Source organism: Acidithiobacillus ferriphilus, assembly GCF_028215975.1.
GTDB lineage: Bacteria > Pseudomonadota > Gammaproteobacteria > Acidithiobacillales > Acidithiobacillaceae > Acidithiobacillus > Acidithiobacillus ferriphilus.
Genome location: NZ_CP116458.1, coordinates 255,540 through 272,679 on the forward strand (window position 1 = coordinate 255,540; position 17,140 = coordinate 272,679).

The following is a 17,140-nucleotide window of genomic DNA, read 5'->3' on the forward strand; positions in this document are numbered from 1 at the left end:
ACCGAAAACGCGGCTGAAAGATCATCCTGATCAGGGATTTTTTTGTCATTAAAACCGGTGGCTCTGCTCGTTTTGCATTGGAAGTACCGCGTAATTCCATAGGCTTGCCATTACTCACGAGTGGACCGCCATGCGCGTCCATAGCGACAAGTAATCACCCTCATTCACAATTCTTGACACTTTGCCGCTGGCGTCCGCCGGGGCGGCGCGCTAATTTGTCTCCTACGGAAAGGGCACACCTTTCCCCTTGAGTGACGAGGAGCAGAGAGATGTTAAAATTTAAGCACGTGGTATCCGGATGGATGGTTGGAACGATGGCGCTGGCGGCAGTTCCCGCCTTTGCGGCAGGTGCTGAGACCCCGCCTGCCATGCAGGGTGGCTCCATGGGGCCGGGCATGATGCAGGGTCATCACTGTCCGGGGGGATGGGAGCATGGCCCCATGCGCAAGGGCGGTTGGATGCGGAATGCACCCGTGCCCATGCTGATGCCCATCGTCTGGCGGCATGCGGTGGACCTCAAGCTGACCCCCGCGCAGGAAAAGGATCTGAAGAACTGGCGAACCCAAATGGAAAAGGCCATGCCGACCTGGCATCACGAGATGCTGGTCCACAACACCGCATTGCGTGATGCGTTGCTGAATGGCGAGTCGGGCAGTGCCATCGTCCCCTTGCAGGAAGCGGTCCTCAAGGATCATGCCACGATGCTCGAACATGGCATCCAGCAGGTGAATTATCTCCACAAGATCCTGACCCCGGTGCAGTGGCAGAAAGCTACCGAGTTGTATAAAAAAATGGGGGCCAAGCGGAGACCCTGGGGCAAGTAAATGACGGAGGGTGGCAAAATCCTGCTGGTCGATGATGATTCCCGGCTGCGCGCTATGCTGGTGCGTTACCTGGAAGGGCAGGGTTTTGTCGTCCACGCCGCCGCCTCCGGCGTGCAGATGGATCGCCAATTGGAGCGGGAATGCTATAACCTGCTCTTGCTGGACGTCCTCATGCCCGGTGAAGACGGTTTCAGCATCTGTCGGCGTCTGCGGGTGCAGGAACCGCATCTGCCCATCATCATGCTGACTGCCCGAGGCGATCTCAGCGACCGGGTGCAGGGCCTTGATGTGGGTGCCGACGACTATCTTCCCAAGCCTTTTGAGCCGCAGGAACTGGTTGCCCGTATCCGTGCCGTCCTGCGCCGCAGTCAGGATCTGCGCAGTGGTGACCCAACCCCGGGGGTACTTGTTTTTGGACCCTTCCGCCTCGCTCTCGACAGTCGCGGTCTCTGGCGGAATGGCGAGAAAATCTCCCTTACCGACAGCGAGTTTTCCATTCTGCGCGCGCTGGCCAGTCATCCCTGGCAACCACTCTCGCGGGACCGTCTGCTGGCCATGACCCACGGCAACGACGACGCCACACCGGGTTCACGGGGTATTGATGTGTTTATCTCGCGCTTGCGACGCCTCATCGAAGACGATCCTGGCGAGCCACACTATATTCAGACCGTTTGGGGGCGGGGCTATGTGCTGGTACCCGACGGTGGGGGTGCCACGCCCAGGGAAGAGGGTGTTTTACCCGGATGAAAAAATCGCGCCTCTGGCCGGATACCCTGTTTACCCGTATGTTCCTCATCATCGCCGGGTTGCTGCTACTGAGTCAGCTTGCGGTGTACTGGTTTTTCAATATCTATCAGGCCAACCCGCAGGCCGAGCGTCTGGCACAGAACTGGGCGCAAATTCTGACCCTGAATGAAACGCTTAGCTCGGCCCAGCGTCAGGCGACGGCGTCCGAACTGATGCACCAAGGGCTCCGCATCGTTCCTGCCGGTGCGCTGCGCGGTCACAATCCCCGTATGCCGGTACTGGCAAACGCCCTGCAACTGCTGCACCGCATGGGCTGGCCGCAGGCACAACTACGCATGGACGGTCGGCGCCGGGTGCTCTGGTTGCAAGCCCGGCCCGATGCAGCGCTGGCTCTGGCCATGCCCATGCCTCATTCACCGGGGCTGCCGTTGCCCTGGTTCAAACTGGCGGCGATTTTGCTGCTCTCCTGGCTGGGGGCGTATCTGGCGGTACGTCAAGTCACCCGGCCCCTCACCCGGCTTATGCAGGGGGTGGCGTGTTTGCGCGGCGGCGATACGCCGGCTGGTCTACCTGAGGCGGGTCCGGCCGATTTGCGGCGCCTGGCCGAACGCTTCAACCAAACCCTGCGTGATTTGCATCGTCTCTGGAAAGAGCGGGAGATGGTGCTGGTGGGGGTCTCTCATGATCTGCGCACGCCGCTTACCCGCATGCGCCTGAGCGCCGAATTTCTACCGGTCGAGGAAGAGGCCCGCGGCGAAATTATCGCCAATATTCAGGAGATGGATAAGGTTATCCATCAGTTTCTGGATTATGCCCGCAGTGGTGAACAGGAACCGCTGTTAACGACTGACCTGGATCTCTGGCTTAAAAGATTCATTCTGCGCCAACAGGCTGGCGTGGTGTGGCACCCCGCCGCGGTGGATTTGCCGAAGCTGTCCATACAGGAAGTGGGCCTGGCCCGCGCCCTGCAAAATCTCATCGACAATGCGCAGTCCCACGGCGCCGCGCCCATAGACGTCAGTGCGGAACCCATGGCGGACGGCGTACTGATCCGCGTCCGCGATCACGGGCCGGGCATTGCGGAGACGGAACTGGAAACCGTGCGTGCGCCTTTCGCACAAGCCGGAAAGGGCGGCGGGGTAGGGCTTGGGTTGGCCATCGTCGAACGGATTGTGGCCTATCATCACGGGCGCTTCATCCTGGTCAACGCCTCGGGTGGCGGCCTGGAGGCGCGCATAATCCTGCCGCAGCCACGTTAAACGAGTGACTTCAGGACCGGGCAGCGGCTGCGGGCGGGCAAAGCTTACGCAGATTGGCGACTTCGGCGGGACTGAGATTGTGCCACTTGATGTTGCCGCACTGCCCGCTGATGGGGCCCTCCAGGGTACCCTCCTGAGAAATGGTCTTGCCAACGGGAAAGTTCGCAACGGACCGAGTGGAGACCGTGGGTGATATCAGTTGCACGGCGGCCGCCGCCTCTGTTGGCGCTTTGGCCTGTGTCCTGGCCTGCTGGTTCTGCCACCAGAAGAACAGTACCACCGCCACAAGCAGCAAAAACAGCAACACGATCAGCCAGCGCCGACTATGCGTTTTTTCGGCTTCGTCCATCCGTTGTACCCCCGTGTGTAAGTGCTCTTTTAGACTGTAGCAAGAGCCGGAGAGGAATGCCAAAGAGTGGCGGCTGGAAGCGCTGGCGAACAATGCCCCCTTTTCGCTATAGTCGCGGGCAGGACAGGAGGTGTGGGCATGAGTGAAAAAATGTGGGGTGGACGCTTCGCGGCGGGTACCGACAGTCTGGTCGAAGCCTTTACGGCATCCATTCAGGTGGACAGTCGTTTGTATGTGGAAGATATCCGGGGCTCCATGGCGCACGCGCGCATGCTGGGCCGGGTGGGCGTGTTGACGGAGGCGGAGGCGGAGGCCATCGTCACCGGGCTGGCGCGGGTACGCCAGGAAATTGCCGAGGAGCGCCTGCCCTTTGTCGATGCCCTGGAAGACATCCACATGCACGTCGAGTCACGCCTGACGGAAATCATCGGTGAGGTCGGCAAGAAGCTCCACACCGGCCGTTCCCGCAACGATCAGGTGGCTACCGACCTGCGCCTTTATACCCGCGGCTGCCTGGATGAGCTTGTCCAGGGGCTGCAGCACCTGCAAAACGTCTTCATCGACCTCGCCGAGCGGGAGGTGGAAACCATCCTTCCCGGCCTGACGCACATGCAGGTCGCCCAACCGGTAAGCTTCGGTCACCACTGTATGGCCTACGTGGAGATGTTCCACCGCGATACCCAGCGTCTGCTCGATGCGCGGCGACGGGTGAATGTGCTGCCCCTGGGCGCGGCGGCGCTGGCGGGGACTACCTTTCCCATCGACCGCTGGGACGTGGCGCGTCAGCTCGGCTTTGAGGCCGTCGCCGAAAACAGCCTCGATGCCGTCTCCGACCGCGACTTTGTGATGGAAGTGTTATCGGACCTGGCCATCCTCGCCGTCCACCTCTCGCGGCTGGCGGAAGAGTTGATCCTGTGGATGTCGGCCCCCTTCGGCTTCATCGACTTGCCCGACGGTTTCTGTACTGGATCCAGCATCATGCCGCAAAAGAAGAACCCGGATGTCGCGGAAATCATTCGCGGCAAGAGTGGGCGGGTGATTGGCGATCTTGTCGCCATCCTCGTCCTCATGAAGGGCCAGCCCCTCGCCTATAACCGCGATAATCAGGAAGACAAGGAAACCCTTTTCGACGCCCTCGACCAGATGCGCGCCAGTGTGGAGATCATGGGCCGGATGCTGCCAGGCCTGCAAACCCGTCCCGGCGTCATGCGCGCGCAGGCGGAACGCGGTTTTGCCACCGCCACCGATCTGGCCGATTATCTGGTGCGCAAGGGGCTGCCTTTCCGTGATGCCCACGCCGTGGTGGGACGGGCGGTACGCCTGGCCCAAGAACGCAACATCGGCCTGGAAGCCATGCCACTGGCGGAGTTGCAGGCCTTGTCACCGCTCATTGGCCGGGAGGTCTATGAGGTGCTGGTGCTGGAAGGCTCCCTGGCGGCGCGGGACCACTTGGGTGGTACGGCACCTCGACAGGTACAAGCCGCCATCCTGCGCGCCCGTGCGCGCTTGCAGCGGGAGGCTCTGTGAACCGCACCCGCGCCGTCTTCCTCCTGCTGCTGCTGCTTGGTCTCGCGCTGGGCGGTTGCGGCCGTAAAACGGCACTGACCCTGCCGCCCACCCACAGCGTTACACCTGCCGCGCCCACGGCGCCTGTTCATAGCCCCGCTGCCCGATGAATACGTTTCACTATTGCAATCACGCCCTTTATGGCGAAGACCTCCCCTTGCAGGAAATAGCGGAGCATTACGGTACGCCCTGTTACGTCTATTCCGAAGCGGCGCTGCGCGAGCGCTATCACTCCTTCAGCGCTGCCCTCGGTGACAATACCCAGGTCTGTTATGCGGTCAAGGCCAACAGCAATCTCCGCATCCTGCGGATTTTTGCGGAGATGGGCGCGGGCTTCGATATTGTCTCTGGCGGTGAGCTGGAGCGGGTGCTGCGTGCGGATGGCGACGCCGGCAAAATCGTTTTTTCCGGCGTCGGCAAGTCCAGCGTCGAAATCCGCGCCGCCCTCAACGCCGCCATCTTCTGCCTCAATGTGGAATCCGCGGCCGAACTCTGGCGTATCGCGGACATTGCCGCCGACATGGGCAAGCGTGCGCCTGTTGCCCTGCGGGTCAATCCCGACGTGGACCCCGGTACCCATCGCTACATCGCCACGGGATTGAAAGAGAGCAAGTTCGGCATTCCCATGGATCAGGCCCGCCACCTTTATCTGCAGGCCGCGCAACACCCGGCGCTGGAGCTGAAAGGTATCGCCTGCCATATCGGTTCCCAATTGCTGGATCTCACGCCCTTGGGTGAGGCGGCAGTGCGGGTACGCGCGCTGTATGACGAACTGGCGGCCCATGGGATTGTCCTCCAGCATCTGGATCTGGGCGGCGGTGTGGGCATTCGCTACCACGACGAAACCCCGCCCAGCCCCGCCGACTACGCCTGGACGCTGGATCAGGCTTTGCAAGGCGTGGCGGTACGGCGGGTAGTGGAACTGGGCCGTGCGCTGGTGGGCAACGCCGGCGTACTGCTGACCAAGGTGGAATACCTCAAGGACAACGGCAGCAAGCAGTTCTGCGTGGTGGATGCGGCCATGAATGACCTGTTGCGCCCCGCGTTGTACGGGGCTTGGCATGACATCCTGCCGCTGCACCAAAGGGCAGAAGCGGCGCAGCCCATGGATGTCGTCGGCCCGGTCTGTGAAAGCGGCGATTTCCTCGCCAAGGACCGTCCCTTGGCGGCCAAGGCTGGTGACTTGCTCGCCGTCATGAGCGCCGGGGCCTACGGCTTCGTCATGAGCAGCAACTACAATAGCCGTCCGCGCCTCCCCGAAGTGCTCATCAGCGGCCATCAGCACGGCCTCATTCGCCGCCGCGAGCGCCTCGATGAGCAGTGGGCTTTAGAGGAAAATCCAGGCCGCTGAGTCCCCCGCCCCCTGTCATCCTTGGGGCAGGGATTCAGGTGTTTCCGCGGGTTTGGCCGGAGGACGGTGAAAATCATGCTGCCCGATGCAAAAGCCCGGTGCTTCATCATTTTTTGCTGCTTTCGCCCTTGCAGCGAAGACTTGCCTTGCCTACTCTTGGGGCGGTACCTTTCCGCGTCCGCCCCGCTCTTGCAAGGAGTTTTTCCGTGTCCACACCCCTGAACACATCACCTGTCTGGCAGGATTTACAGCAGCATCGGCAAAGTTGGGAGGGGGTGACCTTGCGGCAACTCTTTCATGACGACCCGCAGCGCGCCCAGCACTTCTCCGCCGAGGCTTGTGGCCTTTATCTGGATTATTCAAAACATCTTATTAACTCGGAAACACTGCGTTTGTTGATGGCCCTGGCGCGGATGCGGCGCCTGGAAGAGCGCCGCACGGCGATGTTCGCGGGCGAACAAATCAACCACACGGAGGGACGGGCGGCTTTCCATGTGGCACTGCGCGCGCCCAAAGGTCGTGTCATGCGTACGGCGGGGGTGGATGTGGTGCCGGAAGTCCATAAGGTGCTGGAGCACATGGCGGCCTTCACCCGATCCATTCATGAGGGCACCTGGCGCGGAGCGACCGGCCAGCCTATTCGCAAGATCATCAATATCGGCATCGGCGGCTCTTATCTGGGGCCGGAGATGGCCTGGAAGGCACTGCGCGCCTACCGTCACCCCGGTATGGAACTGCGTTTTGTCGCCAATGTGGATGGCGCGACCTTTACCGACGTTACGGCGAATCTGGATCCCGCCGAGACCTTGTTCATCATTTCTTCCAAAACCTTCACCACCCTGGAGACCATGACCAACGCTCAGGAAGCACGCCATTGGATTACCGCGGCCTTGGGCGAGGCGGCGGTGGCCAGGCATTTTGTCGCGGTCTCTACCAACACTGAAGCGGTCAAAGCCTTCGGGATGGACACCGAGCACATGTTCGGCTTCTGGGATTGGGTTGGGGGCCGCTATTCCATGGATTCGGCTATTGGCCTGTCTACCATGCTGGGCGTGGGGGTTGAGCATTTCACCGCCCTGCTGGCGGGTTTTCATGCCATGGATACCCACTTTCAGACGGCGCCCCTGGAGCAGAATCTGCCGGTGCTCATGGGTCTGCTGGCGCTTTGGTATAATAACTTCTGGGGTGCACAGACTCAGGCCATATTGCCCTATGCCCATGATCTGGCGCGTTTCCCGGCTTATCTCCAACAACTACAGATGGAAAGCAACGGCAAAAGCGTGGACGAAGACGGTCACCCTGTTGTCGTCGATACGGGCGCTATAATCTGGGGCGAACCCGGTACCGATGGGCAGCATTCGTTCTATCAATTGATTCATCAGGGGACACGTCTGATTCCCTGTGATTTTATCGGTTTTTGTCAACCGCTCAGTCCGCTGGCAAAGCAGCATGAGTTGCTGATGGCTAACCTCATTGCGCAGGCCGAGGCGCTGGCTTTTGGCAAGACGGCGGAGGAATTGCGTGCTGAAGGTGTCGCCGAAACGCAGGTGCCTTTCCGCGTTTTTTCCGGCAATCGACCGAGCACTGTGTTGCTGGCTGATGCGCTCACGCCGCCCACTCTGGGGGCCTTGGTGGCACTTTATGAGCACAGTGTTTTTACCCAAGGCATTATCTGGGGCATTGATTCCTTCGATCAATGGGGCGTGGAGCTGGGCAAGGTGTTGGCGCAGCGGATTGTGGCGGATATGCGGGGTACGGCCAGTCATCCCCACGACGCCTCGACGATGGCTTTACTGCAACGTTATTTGCAACGTAGAGGTGCTTGTCTCTGATTGCTCATGTTGTACTGTGTATTGTATTGGTACGGTATTTTTCTGCCGCACTCTTCGGCGGCCGGGAAGGATGATGTCCACGGACGGGGAACTTTTCCCTGCCGACGGATTTCCAACAAGGTAATGTTCGCCGGTAAAAGAGCCGCTGAAAACGATGAAGTCGCCCAAAGTTCTGGCCCTTGTGGTTTTGATTGTATGGGGGAGCGCTTATGCGGTCACCCCGAATTTGCCCGTATTACCAACCCTGCCCCCGCCGCCACCCACGCCGGTCCCGCAACTGACGGGTATACAAGGCGCCATCCTTCTGGATGTCAACAGCGGTCAAGTGCTCATGGCGGAGCATGCCGAAAAACCTCTCAATCCTTCCGGGTTGGTCAAATTGATGACCGCCTATGTCCTGTATCAGGCCGAAAGACAAGGGATAGTTCAGCCGCAAGCCAATATCCGGATTGCGAACACAGCCTGGCATGTGCAGGGTTCACGGATGTTTATTCAGCCCGGTATGCCGGTGACCATGGCTCAACTGGAAAGTGGTCTGCTCATTGATGGGGGTAATGATGCCGCCATTGCCATCGCCCAGACGGTGGCAGGCAGCGTCGGTGGTTTTGTGGACTTGATGAATCGTGATGCTGTGGCTATGGGTTTGCGGCACACCCACTTTACCAACCCCGATGGCTTGCCCCAGCCCGGTCAGACGAGCACGGCGCTGGATATTGCGCGGCTCTCGGAGCACTTGATTCGGGCGTATCCTGAGGTGCTGCAGTTGGCTGGAAAAACCGCGTACACCTACAACCATATCACCCAGTACAACTACAACCCCCTCGCCGGTCGGGCGGACATCAACGGCCTGGGTGTCGGTCTGGCGACGAAAGATAGTTGGAATCTGGATGCCAGCGCGACCCATGACGGTCGCACTCTGGTGGCGGTCGTCATGGGTGCCCCCTCGCGCAGCGCGGCAGGTAGTGACGCCAGTGCGCTGCTCCATTATGGCTGGAGTGGTTGGCGGAATGTTCCCCTGTATACGGCCGGGCAGGTGGTGGCGCGCATCCATCACGGAGACTGGAGCCCGGGAGCCGTGCAGGGGGTGACCACCAGCGCGGTGATCGTATCGGAGCCCAAACAGCAACAAGGCACCAGACTGGATACGCAGTTTATTCCTGCTGCCAGTCTTAAGGCGCCCATTCGCGCCGGTGCACCCATTGGCACCCTGTCTGTTAGCTGGCATGGTCATCTTCTGCAGACCGTGCCGGTGGTTGCCAAAACCGCAGTGCAGCCTGCGGGATGGTTCACCCGTCTGCTCCATGCGGGGGAATCATGGCTCTGAGGCCCATGTTATTGAGCACGTCCGTGTCTTTGCAGGTCAGGGCTGACTGTGGACCTTCCCAAGGATGATCCCATAAAAACTGTAGTAGCCGCTTTGAAAGTCTCAGGTCTTGGCCAGAAGTTCATCGAGCCGTGGCTTTTGATGGGCAAATGTCCCCCACAACGCCTCGCCAGCGATCACGGTGATCGGCGCGACCCGCACGCCGTAGTGCAATTTGGCTTCCGCAGCCACGCTGGGGGTGGTCACGTCGCGTTCCTCGTAAGCGACGTGGTGTTCTTCGAGGTAACGGCGCACGGCGGCGCAGTCGGGGCAGCCGGGACTGGTGTAAAGCAGCACAGGATCAGACATGGCGGATCGGCGTGCAGGGCTTCAGCCCCGCACCTCCGCCTTATAGCCCTCTTCCTCAACTACGGTGATCAGTGCGGTAGTGTCGGCCTTGCCGTGCACTACGGCTTCTCCTGGCTCCAGCGTGACGTCCGCCTTTTCCACGCCGGGCACGCCTTCCAGCGCCTTCGTTACGGCACGCACGCAGTGCGCACAGGTCATACCGGTGATCTTCAGCCTGGTATCGCTCATGGTTTTTCTCCTGTTGGGAATGAAGTGAAAGGAATCATTCAAAGTGCTCGCATAAGCGTTATTCAAGCACGCACGGCATCAGCCACATGCTGGAGCTTGTTGCGCACCTCGATGCCGAGCGCGGCGATTTGCGGCTTGTCGACCATGCCGAGCACGGCGGCGGGATCCATGAACACCACGCTCACGCTGCCATCGGCCTCCGTGCGCACCACCACGTTGCAGGGCAGCAGGGCGCCGATATCCGGCTCGGCCTCCAACGCCTGATGTGCGTAGCGCGGGTTGCAAGCCCCGAGAATGACGTAGGGCCGCCCCTCGATACCCAGCTTGGCCTTGAGCGTGGCGGCCACGTCGATTGTGGTGAGCACGCCGAAGCCTTCAACCTTGAGGGCTTCGGTGACCTGCGCCACGGTGGTATCAAAATCGCCCTTGGCGGGGACACTGAAAACGAACTGACTCATAATGTTCTCCTTGTTTGAACAATGGCTCAGGAATGAGCGGATGCGGGCGCGGTACGTTTCACCGCGCCCGGTGTAATCAGGGGTATGTAAGCCTTGAGCCGCTTGAGCCGCAGGCTGTTGCCGAGCACGAACACCGAGGATAGACCCATGGCTACGCCAGCCACCATCGGATTCAGATGAATGCCGATAGGCGCGGCCACGCCAGCAGCGATAGGGATCAGCAGGATGTTGTAGAAAAAGGCCCAGAACAGATTGCCGCGGATGTTGCCCAGCGTCCGACGCGCCGCATTCAGCGCCGTGACCACCTCGCCGATCTGGCCACGCGTGAGCGTTACGTCCGCTGCCTCGATGGCGATGTCAGTGCCTGAGGCGAGTGCAATGCCGACGTCGGCCTGCGCCAGCGCCGGGGCGTCGTTGATGCCGTCACCAACGAAGGCGACCCGTCGGCCCTGTTCCTGCAAACCGGTCACGACCTTGGCCTTATCCTCGGGCAGCACTTCGGCGTACATCTCCTCGATGCGCAGTTCCGTGGCGACGGACTGCGCGGTGGCGTGTGTATCACCGGTGACCATGGCCACCCGCAGGCCGCGCTCGCGCAACGCCTGCACTACGGCGCGCGCCTCCGGTTTGATGCGATCGGCGATGGCCAGCCAGCCGAGCAGCGTTGCGTCGACCGCGACAAATACCACCGTGCGCCCGGTGCCCTCGATGCGCGCGGCCATCTCGGCGTCATCGCCCAGCGCCACGTTTTCGCGCTCCATGAAGCGACGGGCGCCAACCCGCACCATACGGCCTTCCACCTCGCCTTCGGCACCATAGCCGGCGATGGCGCGGAAATCCTTGACGGCGGGTACGTTCATAGCGCGCTCTCCGGCCGCCGCGACAATCGCTCGCCCCAGCGGGTGCTCGGACGCCGATTCCAACGCCGCGGCCAGGCGCAACGCGGTTTCGGGCGCGCCGCCGCCCTGATGGACCAACGCGGGATGACCCTCGGTCAACGTACCGGTTTTGTCGAATAGTATGGTATCGACATGCGACAGCATCTCCAGCGCCTCGCCCCTGCGAAACAGCACGCCGAGCTCCGCCGCACGCCCGGTGCCCACCATGATCGCCGCCGGGGTCGCCAGCCCCATGGCGCAGGGACATGCCACCACCAGCACGGCCACCGCCGTGACCAGCGCCACACTGACATTGCCAGTCAATGCCACCCAGACGCCGAAGGTCGCCAGCGCGATGACCAGCACCACCGGCGTGAACACCCGTACCGCGCGGTCGGTCAGTCCCTGAATCGGCAGCTTGCCGGTCTGCGCGCTTTCCACCAGATGGATGATCTGCGCCAGTACGGTATCGCGCCCGACCGAAATGACCTCCACCACCAATCGCCCATCCTGGCAGACCGTACCGCCGACCACGGCATCATTCAGATCTTTGGCGGAAGGTATTGGCTCGCCAGTCAACATCGCTTCGTCCACATGCGCGCGGCCTTCGACCACGCGTCCGTCCACCGGAATGCGCTCCCCGGGGCGGACTACGATGCGCTCGCCGATGCGTAATCGCGACACCGGTACATCTTGCTCGGCACCGTTCTCGGCAAGCAGGTGCGCAGTCTTGGCCTGCAGCCCGACCAGTTTGCGGATCGCCGACGACGTACGGCCTTTGGCCAGTTCCTCCAAGTACTTGCCCGCGAGCACTGCAGCGATGACTACCGCTGCTGAATCGAAATATACATGCCGCGCCTCCGGTGGAAACAGCACGGGAGCCAACAGCACCAATACACTGTAAGCCCAGGCTGCGCCGGTGCCGGTGGCGACAAGGGAGTTCATGTCTGGCGACAGGTGGCGGTAGGCGATCAGGCCTGGTCTGAAAAAGCGCCGACCCGGCCCGAACAGGACAGTGCTGGCGAGCACGAACTGCACCCACTCCCAAAAATGCGCAAAGGGACTCGCCGCCGCCAGCGCGCGATGCAAGGCCGGGATGAAGGCCGCGCCCATGGCCAACACCAGAATCACGATGGCTAACGCTGCGGCCACGATCACATCGCGGCCCATGGCGCGCAAACTCGCGCGGCGCTGGTCGGTGCCCTGCTCCCCATATTCCTGTGCGGGATGTGCCGCATAACCCGCAGCGCTCACGGCGCTGGCCAGTTCGTCCATGCCGATCATCGCCGGGATATAGCGCACCTGCGCGCGCTCGGTAGCTAAATTCACCGCCGCCTCCAGCACTCCGGGTTGCTGCCTGAGCGCGCGCTCCACTCGTCCCACGCAGGAAGCGCAGGTCATGCCCTCCACCGCGAAAACGATCTCATCGGTCACTGGCGCGTAGCCCGTCGCATGGATCGCCTCGGCGATGCGGGCGGCATCGAGCCGTTGTGGGTCGAAAAGCACCTCGGCGCGCTCAGTCGCCAGATTCACGCTGGCCGCGGTGACGCCGGGCAGCTTGCCCAGCGCCCGTTCCACCCGTGCACTACAAGAGGCACAGGTCATCCCCTCTATGCCAATCTCAAGGTGCCCACGTTTTTCGTCTTTCATGAAATGCATCTCTTCGCGGCAAAGTCCGCTAAGCCACGTTTACGGATGGCTGCTGACAGTTTACATATGGCTTACCATATGTCCATGATAAACATTGAAGCTCGGTGTAATGTCAAGAGCGATTTTTTGTGCGGTTTATCCGGTGGATGGGCAGTTATGGAACGTTTACCGTTACGCTATGTTCCCGTCTTGCGTGGGGCGGGTCGCTGCAGCGCCCCGTGGATGCTACAGTTCTGAGTGGATGAGGTTTAGGCTGAGAGGTGTTTTATCATCTCGCCGAATTTCTAATTTACCAACGTCTGGTCTCCAAAAATGAGGGGCTGTTCATGATCAGAATCCCCGATGTGCTGAAACTATCGCTGCGGCAGCGATTTTTTCGCTTCCTGGCTAAGGCGCCGGTAGTTTTGCATCTGGATGTATGGTTTCCGCAGATACCGATGGCTGTTGCTGTAGGACTACTGGGTGTGCTGGCCATACTGGATGCATTGCCCCATCTCATACAACTCTTCCCTGAACTGACTGATCTCGCACCCTCCACGAGCCTGACCCAGGTGCCCCTGTTGTCGGCTTTGGGTACGGTACCCGAAGTGGTGGCTGGGTTTGTGCTGCTGCTGATGGCTTTCGGGTTGCTCTTTCGCTCCCGTTTTGCCTGGGCCATTACACTGGTGTTGGCGGCAGCGATGCTGGCCATATTGTGGCATCACTATGGTGATGTGTGGAGTGGCGTTATCATTTTTAATGCCGTCATCCTGGTGTCGTTGCTGTTATTTAGACGTCATTTTGCACGTTCGAGCTTGGCGGCAGGTACGCTTTTTGCGGCGATTTCTATTTTGCTCCTGATGAGTTATGCGGTACTGGGCAGTTACGTGTTGGGCGCAGGATTTTCGCCACCTATCAAGAACCTGGTGAGCGCCTTGTATTTTGCCGTGGTTACCATGTCTACCGTGGGGTATGGGGATATTGTGCCGAAAAGCGAAGATGCCAGACTTTTTGTTATCTCCATCATCATCCTGGGTATCACCGTTTTCGCAACTTCTATTTCTGCGGTCGTTGTACCGTTGGTAAATGGCCGGATGCAGCACCTGCTGATGGGAGAAAAAAAACGTGCTCACCGTAACCATTATCTGATTATTGGCGATAATGCGTTGGCACAAAATACCTATCGCGCCTTACGTGCCCGGCATTTACCGGCGTTGGTGCTGGTTCCCGTGACGCCAGAGCATGTGTGGATGGCTAAGGAAGACCTGATGATAGGTGATGCAACGGACCTGGATGTTTTGCGTAAGGCGGGGGCAGAATGCGCCTTGGGTGTGCTCGCATTGCGGGTTGTCGATAGCGAAAACGCCTTTATCGTTCTTGCCGCCAAGGAGTTGGCCATTCCCGGTAAAACCGTGGCGGCGGTTCAGGACGGTAAAAATCTTGAACGCCTCCGACAACTTGGAGTGGACCTTATTATTTCCCCGGAAGTGTTGGGCAGTGAATTGCTGGCGCTGACGCTCAGTGGTGAAGAACTGGTGGGAGATACCATTGTCACTAAACTATTTACCGCTAAGGCGGAAGGAGCTGAGGCTTGAGTACTTTAATGGCGCTAGGCATTGTTGTGTTGGCCCTGATAGGATTGGGCATTGCGGCGATATTTTTGCACGTGGTGGTGTGGTTATTGGGTGCCATATTCGGTTTGTTTATCTATTTCATCCCCAGCATTGTTGCCGCCGCACGGCATCACGAACATTTCCTATGGGTATTGGTGCTGAACATCGTGCTCGGCTGGTCGGGCATTGCCTGGATCATCCTGATTGTCTGGGCCATTCTCGGCGAGCGCCGGGCGCCGCCCTTACGCAAATTAAGCGCGGATGTTTTTAACCCGCCTGTGCGCTGACGACAAAGGTGCCAAGGCGCAGGCGTTGCAAGCTGGCCGCATAGTCTTGCGGGGCGGTGGTAGGGGCCATCGGCCCGATTTTGATTTTATATAGCCCGCCCGCAGTTGTAGAGGATACTGGCACCATATGCGCGGTGCTGATCCCGAAATCTTGCAGTTTGCTGCGCTCGCGGATAGCAGTCTGCAGTTGCATGGGGCTTGCCGTTTCCAGATATACTTGCTCGGACCGTGGTGCTTGCCGCCACTGCCTTAAGATGTGGGTGGCGGCCTCCCGGCGTGGTGGAATGGGAGCAGGGGGGGCTTTCTGGACGCCGGCAGATGCGGCGCGTTTCGGGCCGTTGGAAAAAGTGTCATCCACTACAGCCATCAGGTTGGCGCTGGCAGTGGAAGACGGTGAATAGGCGGGTACCGCCGGCATCGCTATCGGCGTGTGCAAGATTGGCACGGGCGCCATCCTGGGCGCGGTACGTTGTACCACAGGCAGCACTTGAGGAGGCGGTGTGCCGGGGATTGGACTGCTGGGAATCACCTGAATGTGTACCGGCGTTGTGCCCTGGTTGAGCATGCCCAACTGGCTGGCGGCACCATAGGACATATCCATGATGCGACCACTCACGAAGGGACCGCGATCATCGACCAGCACGACGACGCTGCGCCCGTTCTTCAGATTGGTGACGCGTACGCAGGAAGGCAGCGGTAGCGTTCGGCTCGCGGCTGTCATTTGCCGGGCATGAAAAGCGGTGCCCATGGCGGTTACAGCACTGGAGGATTGCTGGTTGTACCATGAGGCGATTCCATTTTCGGAAAAGCTCGCATCGCTACGCATAGGATGATACCAATATCCATTTATTTCGTAAGGTTGATTGTAGGCAGCATGGAAGTTTGGCGCTGGCGCATGGCAATCCTGCCCGGTGGAATAGGCAGAGCCCACCATCGCCGAACCGTAGCCACCGCCTGACGTGCCGACCATGTGACTGGGCACACTCGCACAGCCCGCAAGTGCTGCGGCGGCAAAGCCGAAAGCCCCCAGTCTGACAATCTGAAGATGGTATCGTACGCACATGCTGATGCACGGCCTCCGTCTGGAAAGACCTTTGCATTCTAGGCCATGCTTTCCAGAAAATTCAAGTAGAGCTGATGGTTGGCCGTTTATTCTCAAGCAATCAATGAAAAATATCGGCAAACGATATGTATGGCAGATACTTCTGCTGCTATGGGCCATCCCGGTCCTGCCGGAATTCCAGCAGGGTTTCCTTTATTCTGCAATGCCATCCAGGCGCCACTATAGTTACGTGGCAGCGGGGCGCCTGCCGGACGTTTGGGCTACCGCCATGCTTCATGTTTATCGATGGTAGCAGGTATATCCTGGCGGACAGGCGGGTGCCTGCTGGTATTGCGGTGCCGTCGGTTTGCACACATAGCCGGCGGGGCACGGTACACTGCCCTGCGGAGCTGCATAGTAACCGGGCTGTTGTGGTGCCGGTGCCTGTTGTTGGCTTTTAGAGATGCCATAACCGGCAAGTCCGCCTAACCCTGCGCCGATGGCGGCGCCCGCCAGCGGGGAACCCGTCTGGTTGCCGATGACTGCGCCGGCTACAGCACCGAGCAGGGAACCCCCCGCCGTATTCGCCGTGGTGCTATTGCTGGCATAGGGATTATTCGCGCAGCCCACCAATGCAAGGGGTAATGTTGCAATCATTAACCAGCGTGCTGTCTTCATGGTCATTATCTCCTCGTACATAGTATTAAGGTGCTTATTATGGTGCCAAGCTCCGCAAGGATGCTAGTGTAGTCAAGTAGGTACAGTACTTGCCGATCGCAATGGCAGTTCCGGGCAGCGTGTCTCCTATCTTTCACCATCTTTGGGCTTTGCAGGATGAATCCCCGCCGCCATTTTTTGCGGTATAGTATGGAGCGATGGTCCACTCCCCGGACCGATCTCGTGGTTTGCTATGGAGAATGTGCTATGACCTTATCATCACGCCTCGCGGCGGCCTCTGCGGTGCTGGCTCTTGGGCTGAGTGGATGTGCAGCCAGTTGGGCCCCGCAAGTTAACCCGGTGCCGTATTATACTTATTACCCAGCATCGCTCAGCGTGGTTGCTGCCGCGGCTGAGAAAGCCTTACCTCAGGCGGGGATGCGGTTTACCGGGTCCAAGCAGGTCAGCCCCGATACTGTCGAAGTGCATGGCTATGATTCAGAGGGTAACGCCATTCTTATCACCCTGCGGACCAAAGGCGCCGCAGTCACTAAATTCTCGGCACGCATAGGCCTTTATGGACACCTCCGTGAGGTGGAAGAGATAGAACACTGGATGGGACAGTATGTTGGGCAGGCCATCGCACGGCCTTGAATGCGGCATAGTGACTTGTGGCGGCGGCGACCACCCGACCGCTGTCCGCGATCCGACGGAGGTCATGGCGTCGCACCGTTTGCTGACCGCGGAG

The 17,140-nt window shown here is 60.0% G+C and carries 18 protein-coding genes; 11 read left to right on the forward strand and 7 right to left on the reverse strand.

Going from position 1 to position 17,140, the window contains the following annotated elements; translation table 11 throughout:
- The first annotated feature begins 269 nt into the window (after nucleotides 1-269).
- The 3 genes from PJU76_RS01220 to PJU76_RS01230 are packed head-to-tail and all read left to right on the forward strand — an operon-like array spanning nucleotide 270 to nucleotide 2,830.
- Nucleotides 270-824, forward strand: a complete 555-nt coding sequence (locus PJU76_RS01220) for a hypothetical protein (protein WP_271780139.1) — start codon at nucleotides 270-272, stop codon at nucleotides 822-824.
- On the forward strand, nucleotides 825-1,571 hold the full coding sequence (locus PJU76_RS01225; RefSeq protein WP_271780140.1) for a response regulator: 747 nt from the start codon (nucleotides 825-827) through the stop codon (nucleotides 1,569-1,571).
- Complete coding sequence (locus PJU76_RS01230) at nucleotides 1,568-2,830, forward strand: ATP-binding protein (RefSeq protein WP_271780141.1); 1,263 nt, start codon at nucleotides 1,568-1,570, stop codon at nucleotides 2,828-2,830. The genes PJU76_RS01225 and PJU76_RS01230 overlap by 4 nt, the downstream gene beginning before the upstream one ends.
- 10 nt (nucleotides 2,831-2,840) lie before the next feature.
- Here PJU76_RS01230 and PJU76_RS01235 read toward each other — a convergent pair whose 3' ends face one another.
- Entirely contained in the window at nucleotides 2,841-3,179 is a 339-nt protein-coding gene (locus PJU76_RS01235) for a hypothetical protein (RefSeq protein WP_271780142.1), read from the reverse strand.
- A gap of 138 nt (nucleotides 3,180-3,317) precedes the next feature.
- Between PJU76_RS01235 and argH the strand changes: the two genes are divergently transcribed.
- The 5 genes from argH to PJU76_RS01260 all read left to right on the forward strand — a co-directional run bounded on the left by argH (nucleotide 3,318) and on the right by PJU76_RS01260 (nucleotide 9,252).
- On the forward strand, nucleotides 3,318-4,706 hold the full coding sequence (argH, locus tag PJU76_RS01240) for an argininosuccinate lyase (RefSeq protein ID WP_271780143.1): 1,389 nt from the start codon (nucleotides 3,318-3,320) through the stop codon (nucleotides 4,704-4,706).
- Nucleotides 4,703-4,855, forward strand: a complete 153-nt coding sequence (gene lptM / locus PJU76_RS01245) for an LPS translocon maturation chaperone LptM (protein WP_271780144.1) — start codon at nucleotides 4,703-4,705, stop codon at nucleotides 4,853-4,855. Before argH ends, lptM begins: the two co-directional genes overlap by 4 nt.
- Entirely contained in the window at nucleotides 4,852-6,096 is a 1,245-nt protein-coding gene (gene lysA, locus PJU76_RS01250; protein ID WP_271780145.1) for a diaminopimelate decarboxylase, read from the forward strand. Before lptM ends, lysA begins: the two co-directional genes overlap by 4 nt.
- A gap of 206 nt (nucleotides 6,097-6,302) precedes the next feature.
- Entirely contained in the window at nucleotides 6,303-7,928 is a 1,626-nt protein-coding gene (pgi, locus tag PJU76_RS01255; protein WP_271780146.1) for a glucose-6-phosphate isomerase, read from the forward strand.
- Nucleotides 7,929-8,082: 154 nt separating this feature from the next.
- Nucleotides 8,083-9,252: a D-alanyl-D-alanine carboxypeptidase family protein gene (locus PJU76_RS01260; protein ID WP_271780147.1), complete on the forward strand. Its 1,170-nt coding sequence runs from the start codon at nucleotides 8,083-8,085 to the stop codon at nucleotides 9,250-9,252.
- Nucleotides 9,253-9,354: 102 nt separating this feature from the next.
- On the opposite strand, the gene PJU76_RS01265 is transcribed toward PJU76_RS01260, so the two are convergent.
- The 4 genes from PJU76_RS01265 to PJU76_RS01280 all read right to left on the reverse strand — a co-directional run bounded on the left by PJU76_RS01265 (nucleotide 9,355) and on the right by PJU76_RS01280 (nucleotide 12,814).
- Nucleotides 9,355-9,600 carry a glutaredoxin family protein gene (locus tag PJU76_RS01265; protein ID WP_215850432.1) on the reverse strand — a complete coding sequence of 82 codons (246 nt, stop codon included), beginning with the start codon at nucleotides 9,598-9,600 and terminating at the stop codon, nucleotides 9,355-9,357.
- Nucleotides 9,601-9,621: 21 nt separating this feature from the next.
- Complete coding sequence (locus PJU76_RS01270; RefSeq protein WP_064219124.1) at nucleotides 9,622-9,828, reverse strand: CopZ family metallochaperone; 207 nt, start codon at nucleotides 9,826-9,828, stop codon at nucleotides 9,622-9,624.
- A gap of 62 nt (nucleotides 9,829-9,890) precedes the next feature.
- On the reverse strand, nucleotides 9,891-10,286 hold the full coding sequence (locus PJU76_RS01275) for a DUF302 domain-containing protein (protein ID WP_271780148.1): 396 nt from the start codon (nucleotides 10,284-10,286) through the stop codon (nucleotides 9,891-9,893).
- A gap of 26 nt (nucleotides 10,287-10,312) precedes the next feature.
- The gene (locus PJU76_RS01280) at nucleotides 10,313-12,814 is read right to left on the reverse strand and encodes a heavy metal translocating P-type ATPase (RefSeq protein ID WP_271780149.1); all 2,502 of its coding nucleotides are present in this window, start codon (nucleotides 12,812-12,814) and stop codon (nucleotides 10,313-10,315) included.
- A gap of 326 nt (nucleotides 12,815-13,140) precedes the next feature.
- Between PJU76_RS01280 and kch the strand changes: the two genes are divergently transcribed.
- Together kch and PJU76_RS01290 are read left to right on the forward strand one after the other, a co-directional pair.
- Nucleotides 13,141-14,388, forward strand: a complete 1,248-nt coding sequence (kch, locus tag PJU76_RS01285; protein ID WP_271780150.1) for a voltage-gated potassium channel protein — start codon at nucleotides 13,141-13,143, stop codon at nucleotides 14,386-14,388.
- Nucleotides 14,385-14,693 carry a superinfection immunity protein gene (locus PJU76_RS01290; protein WP_271780151.1) on the forward strand — a complete coding sequence of 103 codons (309 nt, stop codon included), beginning with the start codon at nucleotides 14,385-14,387 and terminating at the stop codon, nucleotides 14,691-14,693. The genes kch and PJU76_RS01290 overlap by 4 nt, the downstream gene beginning before the upstream one ends.
- Here PJU76_RS01290 and PJU76_RS01295 read toward each other — a convergent pair.
- A complete protein-coding gene (locus PJU76_RS01295) occupies nucleotides 14,674-15,756 on the reverse strand; it encodes a septal ring lytic transglycosylase RlpA family protein (protein WP_271780152.1) in 1,083 nt (360 codons plus the stop codon). The two genes, PJU76_RS01290 and PJU76_RS01295, sit on opposite strands and share 20 nt — an antisense overlap.
- 279 nt (nucleotides 15,757-16,035) lie before the next feature.
- Nucleotides 16,036-16,413 carry a glycine zipper domain-containing protein gene (locus tag PJU76_RS01300; protein ID WP_215850438.1) on the reverse strand — a complete coding sequence of 126 codons (378 nt, stop codon included), beginning with the start codon at nucleotides 16,411-16,413 and terminating at the stop codon, nucleotides 16,036-16,038.
- A gap of 246 nt (nucleotides 16,414-16,659) precedes the next feature.
- On the opposite strand from PJU76_RS01300, the gene PJU76_RS01305 reads away from it, so the two are divergent.
- Nucleotides 16,660-17,046 (forward strand): hypothetical protein, encoded by a 387-nt coding sequence (locus PJU76_RS01305; protein WP_271780153.1) that lies wholly within the window; start codon nucleotides 16,660-16,662, stop codon nucleotides 17,044-17,046.
- The last annotated feature ends 94 nt before the right edge of the window (nucleotides 17,047-17,140 follow it).